This window comes from Allobosea sp., assembly GCF_048595345.1.
Classification (GTDB): Bacteria; Pseudomonadota; Alphaproteobacteria; order Rhizobiales; family Beijerinckiaceae; genus Allobosea.
Map to the genome: position 1 here is coordinate 1 of NZ_JBMDWH010000049.1, position 10654 is coordinate 10654.

A 10654-nucleotide genomic window follows, 5' to 3' on the forward strand; every position below is an offset into this window, starting at 1 on the left:
CCAGCGCCGGAAGGCGTCGAGCCGCCATTCGAGCATCCATTCCGGCTCGTTCTTGCGGGCCGAGATGTAGCGGACCGTGTCCTCGGTCAGGCCCCTGGCGGGCTTCTCGACCTCCAGCTCCGTGACGAAGCCGTATTTGTACTCGGTCACGTCGATCGACTTGACCTGATCGATGGTCTCCTGGACCGCTGCCATGTTCCGTCTCCAGTGCGGGTTCAAGGCCCGCCGGTTTTCGTCTTCGTGTTGCGGGCGCGTCAGGCGGCAGCCTTGGCGCTCCGATCGGGTTGCGCGGCCACGAGCTTCGCATAGGCCGCAAGAAACAGATCGATGTCCGCCTCGCAGGTGGTCCATCCGAGCGAAGCCCGCAAGGCCCCTTCGCTCATGGCGGGGTCGATTTTCATCGCATCGAGCACATGCGAACGCTTCACCTTGCCCGATGAGCAGGCCGAACCGGACGACAGGGCGACGCCAGCCAGATCGAGCCGGATGAGCGCCGTCTCGGCCTTGAGGCCGGGCGTGGCGAAGGCGCTGGTGTTGGGCAGGCGGGGCGCACCGGCGCCGAAGATCACGGCCTTGCGGCAGAGCGCGACAAGGCCGCGCTCCAGCCGATCCCGCAGGCCAGAAAGGCGTGCGGCCTCCCCCGCCAGCGCATCCTTGGCGATCGCCGCGGCGGCGCCGAACCCGACGATGCCGGGCAGGTTCTCGGTGCCGGCACGCCAGCCGCGCTCCTGCCCGCCCCCGCGCAGGAGCTTGTCGGCCAGTTCGAGCGCGCCGGTGCGGAAGACGATGGCGCCCACGCCCTTGGGGCCGCCGAGCTTATGGGCCGAGAGCGTCAGCACATCGGCACCGAGCGCGGCGATATCGATCGCGATCTTGCCGGCGGCCTGAACCGCGTCACTGTGCAGCAGCCCGCCATGGCGATGCACGATCTCTGCCGCAGCGCCGACGGGCTGGACGACGCCGGTTTCGTTATTGGCGAGATGGATCGAGACCAGCGCCCGGGCACCGGGATGATCCGAGGCGAAACGGGCCAGCCGCGCATCCAGCCAGGCAAGATCGACGACGCCGTTTCCATCGACGGGAACGGGCTCGGCCGCAGCCGCCGGAAAGCGGTGGCCCTGGCGCACGCAGGCATGTTCCGTGGCGCTGAACAGAAGCAGCGAAGCCGGCACACGCACGCAATCGCGCCCGCCATCGCAATCCATCAGCCCCGGCGACAGGACGGCCGCGTTCGCCTCGGTGCCGCCGCTGGTGAAGACGACATGGGCGGGTCTGGCGCCGACCAGAGCCGCCACCTGCTCGCGCGCGCGCTCGATCGCGCCCCGCGCCGCCCTGCCTTCGCCATGGACCGAGGACGGATTTCCGGGGAGTAGCAGCGCGCGCGTGACGGCTTCCACCACCTCGGGACGCACCGGGGTGGTGGCATTATGGTCGAGATAGGCGCGAGCCGCCGTCACCGTCCTGTCCGCTCCGTCATCCTCGCCACGGCCTGCCGCGACGAAATGCTTGAAATCGCACCACTGCGCCGTGCTATAGCCGCAAATCCGAACCGGCCCGGTCGGAACAGAAGCATGCCCGCAAGGGCAATCCCGCTCTTGTTCTCGACTTGTTCACGGCCGTTAGAATTATTCTAAGCGCTCTCCATTTAGGGCGCGGAAGGCGATGCCGTCAAGGCTGGCCGGGTTTTCGGACAACGGTGTCCGGGTTCCGGCTTCGCTCGCGCGGCACGGCCCAAGAAGCGGTGAGACGATGCCAGAGGTGATCTTCAACGGGCCGGCGGGCCGGATCGAGGGGCGCTACCAGCCCGCGAAAAAGCGGGGTGCGCCGCTCGCGATCATCCTGCATCCGCACCCGCAATTCGGCGGGACGATGAACAACCAGATCGTCTATAACCTGTTCTACACCTTCGTGAACCGGGGCTTCTCGGCGCTTCGTTTCAACTTCCGTGGCGTCGGCCGCAGCCAGGGCCATTTCGACCATGGCGCGGGCGAGCTTTCGGACGCCGCCGCAGCGCTGGACTGGATGCAGGCGCTGAACCCGGAAGCCAAGAGCTGCTGGATCACCGGCGTCTCCTTCGGCGCCTGGATCGGCATGCAGCTCCTCATGCGTCGGCCAGAGATCGAAGGCTTCCTGTCGATCGCGGCGATGGCCAACCGCTACGACTTCTCCTTCCTGGCGCCCTGCCCCTCCTCCGGCCTGTTCGTCCATGGTTCGGAAGACCGCGTCGCGCCGGTCAAGGAGGTGATGGCGGTGATCGAGAAGGTGAAGACCCAGAAGGGCATCCAGATCGAGCACACGGTCGTCGAGGGCGCCAACCACTTCTTCGACGGCAAGGTCGATGTGCTGATGGAGCAGGTCGGCGTCTATCTCGACCGCATGGTCGGGCCGGAGATCATCAAGAGCGAGCAGGAAAGCGTCTGAGTCGCCCGCAAGAACCAGCCTCCGCCGTCATGCTCGCCTTTGTGGCGGGCATCCGCGTCTTGAGCGCATTTGGCCAGCGAAGACGTAGATGGTCGGGACAAGCCCGACCATGACGAGACGGCCAACGCCTCCCGAGGCAAAACCGATCGAGCCCTTGCCATGACAAGCTACAAATCCGACTTCCTGCGCGTGCTCGACGAGCGCGGCCTCATTCACCAGATCTCCGACGCGGAGGGGCTGGATGCGCTTTGCCGGCAGGGCACGCAATCGGCTTATGTGGGCTACGACGCGACGGCGACCTCGATCCATATCGGCAACTTGATCAGCCTGACCATGCTCTACTGGTTTCAGGAGACAGGGCATAAGCCGGTCACGCTGATGGGCGGCGGCACCTCGATGGTGGGCGATCCCTCCTTCCGCGACGACCAGCGCAAGCTGCTCACCGTCGAGGAAATCGCCACCAATATCGAGAGCATCAAGCGCGTCTTCGGCCGCATCCTACGCTATGGCGAGGGGCCGACCGACGCGGTCATGGCCAACAATGCCGATTGGCTGCTGAAGCTCAACTATGTCGAATTCCTGCGCGAGGTCGGCCGGCATTTCTCGGTCAACCGCATGCTCTCCTTCGATTCGGTGAAGCTGAGGCTCGACCGCGAGCAGTCCCTCTCCTTCCTCGAATTCAACTACATGATTATGCAGGGCTACGATTTCGTCGAGCTCAACCGGCGCCATGGCTGCCGTTTGCAGATGGGCGGCTCGGACCAGTGGGGCAACATCATCAACGGCGTCGACCTCTCGCACCGTATGGGCGGCCCGCAGCTCTATTGCGTGACGACGCCGCTGCTGACGACCGCCTCTGGCGCCAAGATGGGCAAGACGGCGAATGGCGCGGTCTGGCTCAATGCCGACGCCTTCAGCCCCTATGATTTCTGGCAGTATTTCCGCAACACCGAGGACGCCGATGTCGGCCGGTTCCTGAAGGTGTTCACGCGCCTGCCGCTGGACGAGATCAAAAGGCTTGCCGCGCTCGGCGGCTCGGAGATCAACGAGGCCAAGAAGGTGCTGGCCACCGAGATCACCGCGATCGTGCATGGGCGCGAGGCGGCCGACGCCGCAGCGGAGACCGCGCGCAAGACCTTCGAAGAAGGCGAGACGGCAGCCGACCTGCCGAGCGTCACGGTGCCGCGCGCGGAGTTGGAAGCCGGGCTCGGCGTCCTCAGCGCCTTCGTGAAGGCGGGTCTCGTGCCGTCGACCGGGGAGGCACGCCGTCAGGTCAAGGCGGGCGGCCTTCGCGTGAACGACGCTGCCGTCACCGACGAGCGCGCGATGCTGAGCCTCGCCGAGCTTTCCGCCGATGGGGTGGTGAAGCTTTCCTTCGGCAAGAAAAAGCACGTCCTGATCCGGCCGGAATAATCCGGCCGGTGCTCACGGCCGGGTCGCGGGCGGGGGCGGCTGGATGGGCTTCTGGGCCGGGGCGCCTCCCAGCGGATCGACGAAGCGGCGCAGGATGCCGGGCGCGAGCGCGGAGAGCGGGTTGATCGTCATGGTCGGCGCGCTCGCCGCGCCCGAAATGCGGAAGTTGACCGCGAAGAGCCCGCCATACTGGCTGCCGCCGCCGAGCAATGCGCCGACCACCGGAACCTGCGCGAAAGCGTTGTTGAAGGCGTAGCCGGGCACGAAGGTGCCGCCGATATCGACCCTGTCGCGGCCATAATCGACATGGCCCTGCAGGGTGAAGCCGACCTGCTGGCCCCAGATCACCATGTCGGAGACATCGAGCCGGCTGGCCGAGCGGGTGAACTCCGCCCGCAGCTTGGTGAACTCGACATCCGCTACGTCGATGCGCGGCCCTGCGCCGGCGGCGCTGCCGTCACCCGTCGTGGCCGCGGGCTGCGAGGCGACCACCCGTTTCAGCGCCGGCTCATTGCGCACGACGAAATTGCGGAAGAGCAGTTCCCCGCTCTGGCTGTCACCGCTGCCCATGCTCAGCACGAGATCGCCGCCATAGGCGCGATTGTAGAGATCGAGAAAGCGCAGGAGCGAACCGCCATTCTCCGACTGCACCACGAGCTTGTCGTTCGGACGGGCCTGGCGCGCGGACACATCGGCGCGGCCGATACGGCCCTGAAAGGCGAGCGAGCGGATATCGCCGCCGCGCCGGGACAGCTTCATCGTGCCGTTGGTGATCGCCTCGCTGTTGAAGCCGGTGAGGATCGGCACATCCAGATCGACATCGATATCGCCGCCGGCGCTGCGTTGCGCCGGCACGCCCCTTGCCGAAGCCGGCGGCTGCGCCGGATTCTGAAGATCCTTGATGAAGGGGCGGATATCGGCCACCGCGCCGCGAATGGTGAGCTTGCTCAGATTGCCGTCGCGTTTGATCTCGACCTTCACATTGTCGCCGGGCGAAAGCCTGAACTGTGAAAAGCTGGCGCTTTCCAGCCCGTTCTTCCTGTCCAGCTCGATGCGGCCCTTCATCGACGCCGTGCCCGTGTCGAGCACGAAATCCTCGAGATCGGGCCCATCGCTGGACATCACATAGGTGAAGACGATCTTGCCGGGCTTTCCGGCCGCTTTGCTGAGGCCCGGAATGGGCGCGTCCAGCCCCGCCTTGGTCAGATCCATCTCGATATGCGGCGGCGCGTCGCCGGACTTGCCGAAAGCCTTGGTGACCTTCACCGGCACCACGCCCGAAATGCCCGATTCCGGCCCGAAGCCGCGGCGTTGGCGCGCGGCGGCGTCGAGCACCAGCTGAAGCACGGCCTCGCCCTGCCCCTTGGCGTTCTGCCTGATGTCGATCTGAGCCTTGTCGCCGCCGACCTTCGCCTCGCCGCGAAGCTGGAAGCCGTTCCGGTCGAAGCTGGTGGCGAAGCTGCCCGCCTCCAGTTTCTCGGTGCCCAGCAGCGTGTCGGAGGCGACGCCGGAGAGCGTGCCGCCGCCCGTGATGACGATCTCGTCGGTCTTCACATCCGGTGCCAGCGGCAGGGTGATGCCGACCTTCAGGTCCGCGCCGCCCTTGATCGCGGCAGGGTCGATCTTGCCGGGGCTGAAATCCTTGACGGCGGGGAAGGCAAAGAGCGCGGCCAGCGCGTCCATCGTCCCCGTGGCGCGAAAGCCGATGCTGGCCGGGGCGCGATGCATCCAGAAATCCGGGATGGCGAAGCTGCCCTCGCCGAGCTGCAGAGAGCGCCCTGAACCGAGCTCGGCCTTGCCCCCCGCGATCGCCAGCCGGACACTGCGGCCGGTCACCGTACCGGTCATGGCGGCATCGACGACCGGCGGCAGACCCGGATCCGGCAGATAGCGGATGGCATCGCCGTCGATCGCCACGGTCAGCGCCTCGACCGGCATGCCGGCGCCATGAAGCAGGCGTGCATGATCCTCGGCCGGCAAATCGAGATCGACCACGACGGATTTCATCCGGCCGGCGACCAGCTGCCGCCGCAGCGTTTCATGGGCGTCTGGCGAGGTGAAAGCGGGCCAGATCGCGAGGAGCGCCCGCGCATCCGAATCCCTGGCCGCGACATGGAAACGCTGCAACGGCGATTCGCCGACCCTCTGGATGAAGGCATTCATGTCAACGCTCGCCGTTGGGCCTCGCAACGCAAGGGAATCGACCGAGACGATCCCGTTGGGGACATCGAGCTTAAGATCGGCATCGAGCTTCGTGACGGGCACGGGCGGGTCGGAATCGAGCCCGGCGAGCTGCCCGCCGGCCTGCAGCTTGAGGCGCCAGGCGCCGCCCTCCTCCGCCAGCGAGCCGGTGGCGTCGAAGCGCGTCGCGCCCGCGGCCAACTTCGCCCCGGTGATGGTCAGGTGGGAGAGATCCTCGCCACTCGCGATCTCCAGATGCGCCGCGTCGATCTTGACGGGAGACGGCCCGCCATCCGGGAAGCGCAACATGCCCGCCTGCACATCCAGCGCGGCGGTGATGGACTGCTTGCCGCCGGCGTTCTGCCGGAGCGTCGCCTTGCCCTGCAGAGGCAGGCCTTCGAGCTGCATGCCGCCAGTGCCGAAGGCCAGCGCCATGATCTCCGCCGGCTCGAAGCGCCGGATATCGACATCGGCGCGCTGGGTGCCGTCGGCCTCGGTCGAGAGGTCGATGGCGATGTCCTTCCAGCGCGGGCCGGTGCGGCCCTTCATGGTGAGGCGCGTCGTGGCCTCGCCGACACGGCTGAGCCTGATCTCGACATCCTCGAGGCCGGCGGTCTGGCGCCCTTCCGGATCGACAAGGGACAGGCGCGCGCCGGCGATGCCTGCGGTTTCGAGCGCGCCGAGCAGCCCGTCGCCGCGGGCCAGCGTCGAGATCGCGCCCATGATGCCGGTGACGACGTTCCACTGCGCGGTATCGGGCAGGCTGGCCGCCGGAGGAGCCTCGGCCGGCGCCGAATCGGCGTTGACGACGAGAGCGCCGCCCTTGTCGACGCCGAGGCGGACATTGACGCCGCGCAGATCGACCGAGGTCAACCTGATGCTGCCGCGCAGGAGCGAGAGCGGATCATAGCCCAAGACGGCCTCCGGCGCGCGGATGGCGGCGCCGCCGCTGTGCCGGAAGGAAACCTGGCGAACGCGCAGCTGCGAATGGCCATCCACCCGTTCGAGTTCGGCCGAGGCGGCCTCGACCTGCCAGCCATGGCCGATGCGCTCCTCGATGGCGGCCGAAATGCGCCCCTCAAGTCCCGAAAGCGGGATGATGCCGGTGACGAGCAGCGTGGCGGCGGAGCCGGCCAGAACGAGGCCCGCGACCAAGACGGCGACGCAGATCGTCGCCAAACCCGCTCGCGCGCGCCTTGCGACCTGCGCTTCGCATGTCTGCTCCTCGGCGAGGGGCGATGTCGAATCCGGCGTCCCCGCCCCTGCTTGCCGCTGCGTCGAAATCCGCGTGATCCTCCGGGGCCGCCAGATCGTATGCAAGGTGACGCAACGGCGCACCTTGCCGCAACCTTGGGTGACGGCATGACTGTCGATGTGATCCGGCGGAGCGATTCGGCAACCCCTCCTAGGACTTGCCGCCTCTTTCTCCGTCGAAATATGCCGCCCCCGGCCTGCTATGCGGCTCTAGGCTCCATGGCGGGCGAAGACGACCAAAGGAAGGCAGAGCGATGGCATTGCAGGACGGTGACGCGGCGCCCGAGTTCAAACTCCCGCGCGATGGTGGCGGCGAGGTTTCGCTCGGCGATTTCAAGGGGCAGAAGCTGGTGCTCTACGCCTATCCCAAGGACGACACGCCCGGCTGCACGCAGGAGGCGATCGCCTTCAACCGGCTGAGGGGCGATTTCGCCGCCTGCGGGACCCAGATCGTGGGCGTCTCGCCCGATCCGGCCAAAAAGCACGACCGCTTCAAGCAGAAGCACGATCTCGCCCTGACCCTGCTCGCCGACGAGAGCCAGGCGCTGGCCGAGGCCTATGGGATCTGGGTCGAGAAGAGCATGTATGGCCGCACCTATATGGGTATCGAGCGGGCGACCTTCCTGATCGACGGCGAAGGCCGGATCGCGCGCATCTGGCGCAAGGTGAAGGTGGAGGGGCATGCCGAGGAGGTGCTGGCCGCGGCGCAGGCGCTCTGAGGCCGCGACAGTTCCCCGGCAGGAGGCCAGCGGGCTCACCCGCCGGCGATTTCCGAAGAATTAACCCTAATAATGTCTGATCGCGGGTATCGGCAGCGTCATTCCGGTCCCGCGTATGCATTCTCATCCGAACTCCGCACCAAGCCTCCCGACCGCCGGGCTCGTCGTCCACAAAACCTATACGATCCGGCGTTCGACGATGCTGCTGGGGCTGGGCTGGCTCGCCCTGATGACGGCCTGCTCGGGCACCGCCGGTTGGTACATCCTCAGCAAGGACGATCTCGCGGCCCGCATGATCGCGCGGGAAACCACCCGGCAATATGCCTACGAAGATCGGATCGCCGCGCTCAGGGCCGATATCGACCGTTACGCCAGCAAGGCGCTGCTCGATCAGGACGGTGTCGAATCGCGGGTTGATGAACTGGCGACGCGCCAGGCGGAGCTCGAATCGCGCCAGTCGCTCGTCAGCGCGCTCGCCGACATGCTGCAGACCAACGGCATCGCCCCGGCGACCAAATTGCCGCTGCGCCCGCGCGTCGCCAAGCCGGAGGAGCCGATCAGGGCCTCGGGCGTGACCAGTTTCGCACCGTTGATCCCGGGCAAGCCGATGCCGGCGCCCGAACAGCAGCCCCTCCCGATCAGGCCCGGCTCCGCCGACGCCACGGGCAGCACCGGCTGGCAGTCGGGCGAGGCGCCGCAACCGCCCGCCAAGCGCGTGGAAGCCACGCTGACCCGCCTCGACGAGGCGCTGAGCCGCACTTCGGACGCCCAGCTTGCGGCGCTGCGCGAGATGGACGGCAAGCTGCTGGATACTCAGGCGAAGCTCAAAAGCGCGCTGGCGGAGACCGGGCTCAACATCGACAAGATGGCGGCACCGGCGACGGTGGAGGGCGGCACGGGCGGCCCCTTCGTCCCCGTCAAGCTCGAGGCCTCGGCCGGCGCCTTTGGCGCCGCGCTCAACGACATCCAGCCCCGGCTCGCGACCTTGATGCGGCTGAAAGGGATCGTCCAGCTGATGCCGGTGGCCCGGCCGATGAACGGGGACCACGACTTCACTTCGAATTACGGCTATCGCACCGACCCGTTCACCCGGGGCCTGGCGATGCATACCGGCGTCGATTTTCGGGCCGAGACCGGTGCGCAGATCGTCGCCACGGGGCCGGGCAAGGTCGTGGCCGCGGAATATAATGGCGGCTACGGCAACATGGTCGAGATCGAGCACGCCAATGGACTCAGCACGCGCTACGCCCATATGTCCGCGATCTCGGTTTCGGTCGGCCAGATCGTGAAGACCGGCGCTGTGCTCGGGCGCGTCGGCTCCACCGGCCGCTCGACCGGCCCGCATCTGCATTACGAGACCCGGATCAACGAGGAGCCTGTCGATCCGACCCGGTTTCTGAAAGCCGGCGCCAAGCTGGTCGGGATTTTTGGGTGACCGGCGCTTGCCTGCCCGAGCCTCGGCGCTACGCCGAGGCTCGCTGCGCGGGCGAGGCCTGCGAGCGTTGCCTCGTCCTCAGTCGATATCCTCGACCTCGACCTGCGTGCCATAGACGCGCTGGGCGAGCGAGGCTTCCATGAAGGCGTCGAGATCGCCGTCGAGCACGTCGGAAGGCGCGGTCGAGCTGACCCCTGTCCGCAGATCCTTCACCAGCTGATAGGGCTGGAGCACATAGGAGCGGATTTGATGGCCCCAGCCGATATCGGTCTTGGCGGCCTGCTCGGCATTGGCCTTGTCCTCGCGCTTCTTCAGCTCCACCTCGTAAAGCCGGGCGCGCAGCATGTCCCAGGCCTTCGCCCGGTTCTTGTGCTGCGAGCGCTCCTGCTGGCAGGCCACCGCGATCCCCGAGGGAATATGGGTGATGCGCACCGCCGAATCGGTGGTGTTGATGTGCTGCCCGCCGGCGCCCTGCGCACGATAGGTGTCGATGCGGCAATCCGATTCCTTGATGTCGATCTGGATGCGGTCGTCCACCACGGGATAGACCCACACCGAGGCGAAGGAGGTCTGACGCCGCGCATTGGAATCGAAGGGCGAGATGCGCACGAGACGATGCACGCCCGATTCGGTCTTCAGCCAGCCATAGGCGTTGTGGCCCTTGAACTGCAGCGTCGCCGACTTGATGCCGGCTGTGTCGCCATCCTGATATTCCAGCGTCTCGACCTTGAGCTTGCGGCGCTCACCCCAGCGTCGATACATGCGCAGGAGCATCTCGGCCCAGTCCTGGCTCTCCGTGCCGCCGGCGCCGGGATGGATCTCGACATAGGTGTCGAGCATGTCGGCCTCGCCCGAGAGCAGCGTCTCGACCTGGAGGCGGGCCGCTTCGTCCTGCACGGCCTTGATCGCCTGCTCGCCCTCGGAAACGGTGGCGTCGTCGCCCTCCATCTCACCGAGTTCGATCAGCGTCAGCGCGTCGTCGAGATCGCGTTCGAGCCTGACGATACCCTCGATCTGGGTTTCCAGAGAGGTGCGCTCGCGCATCAGCTTCTGCGCGGCGTCGGCATCGTTCCAGAAATCGGGGCCCTCGGAGAGGGCGTTCAGTTCGGCGAGGCGTCGCTGGGCCTGATCCCAGTCAAAGATGCCTCCTCAGCAGTCCGATCGACTGCTTGGCGTTATCGAGCTGCGTTTGAATCTCGGGTCTCATCGGTCCTGTCCACCTTGCGGGGCG

The 10654-nt window shown here is 66.9% G+C and carries 7 protein-coding genes and 1 pseudogene; 4 read left to right on the forward strand and 4 right to left on the reverse strand.

Annotated features, from left to right (window positions below; translation table 11 throughout):
* Window positions 1–195: pseudogene (locus ACOJTB_RS05675) on the reverse strand (Fe-S cluster assembly protein SufB); the annotation flags it as partial.
* 59 nt (window positions 196–254) lie between these two features.
* A complete protein-coding gene (locus ACOJTB_RS05680) occupies window positions 255–1457 on the reverse strand; it encodes a cysteine desulfurase family protein (protein ID WP_420101548.1) in 1203 nt (400 codons plus the stop codon).
* A 292-nt stretch (window positions 1458–1749) separates the two neighbouring features.
* Here ACOJTB_RS05680 and ACOJTB_RS05685 point away from each other — a divergent pair, with 292 nt between their 5' ends.
* On the forward strand, window positions 1750–2421 hold the full coding sequence (locus tag ACOJTB_RS05685; protein ID WP_420101549.1) for an alpha/beta hydrolase: 672 nt from the start codon (window positions 1750–1752) through the stop codon (window positions 2419–2421).
* Window positions 2422–2580: 159 nt separating this feature from the next.
* The gene (tyrS, locus tag ACOJTB_RS05690; RefSeq protein ID WP_420101550.1) at window positions 2581–3834 is read left to right on the forward strand and encodes a tyrosine--tRNA ligase; all 1254 of its coding nucleotides are present in this window, start codon (window positions 2581–2583) and stop codon (window positions 3832–3834) included.
* 12 nt (window positions 3835–3846) lie between these two features.
* Here the strand turns inward: tyrS and ACOJTB_RS05695 are convergent, their stop codons facing one another.
* Window positions 3847–7194: a hypothetical protein gene (locus ACOJTB_RS05695; RefSeq protein WP_420101551.1), complete on the reverse strand. Its 3348-nt coding sequence runs from the start codon at window positions 7192–7194 to the stop codon at window positions 3847–3849.
* A 329-nt stretch (window positions 7195–7523) separates the two neighbouring features.
* Here ACOJTB_RS05695 and bcp point away from each other — a divergent pair, with 329 nt between their 5' ends.
* Together bcp and ACOJTB_RS05705 are read left to right on the forward strand one after the other, a co-directional pair.
* On the forward strand, window positions 7524–7988 hold the full coding sequence (bcp, locus tag ACOJTB_RS05700; RefSeq protein WP_420101552.1) for a thioredoxin-dependent thiol peroxidase: 465 nt from the start codon (window positions 7524–7526) through the stop codon (window positions 7986–7988).
* Window positions 7989–8103: 115 nt separating this feature from the next.
* Window positions 8104–9423, forward strand: a complete 1320-nt coding sequence (locus tag ACOJTB_RS05705) for a peptidoglycan DD-metalloendopeptidase family protein (protein ID WP_420101553.1) — start codon at window positions 8104–8106, stop codon at window positions 9421–9423.
* Between the two features lie 78 nt (window positions 9424–9501).
* Here the strand turns inward: ACOJTB_RS05705 and prfB are convergent.
* Window positions 9502–10630, reverse strand: a protein-coding gene (gene prfB / locus ACOJTB_RS05710) for a peptide chain release factor 2 (RefSeq protein WP_420101554.1) whose coding sequence is annotated in 2 segments (ribosomal slippage) — window positions 9502–10560 and window positions 10562–10630 — 1128 coding nt in all. Because the reading frame shifts where the segments join, the coding sequence is not laid out codon by codon here.
* Between the last annotated feature and the right edge of the window lie 24 nt (window positions 10631–10654).

Coding starts and splice junctions, on each gene's coding strand:
- bcp (WP_420101552.1), top strand. CDS start 7,524: ATGGCATTGCAGGACGGTGACGCGGCGCCCGAGTTCAAACTCCCGCGC.
- tyrS (WP_420101550.1), top strand. CDS start 2,581: ATGACAAGCTACAAATCCGACTTCCTGCGCGTGCTCGACGAGCGCGGC.
- ACOJTB_RS05685 (WP_420101549.1), top strand. CDS start 1,750: ATGCCAGAGGTGATCTTCAACGGGCCGGCGGGCCGGATCGAGGGGCGC.
- ACOJTB_RS05705 (WP_420101553.1), top strand. CDS start 8,104: ATGCATTCTCATCCGAACTCCGCACCAAGCCTCCCGACCGCCGGGCTC.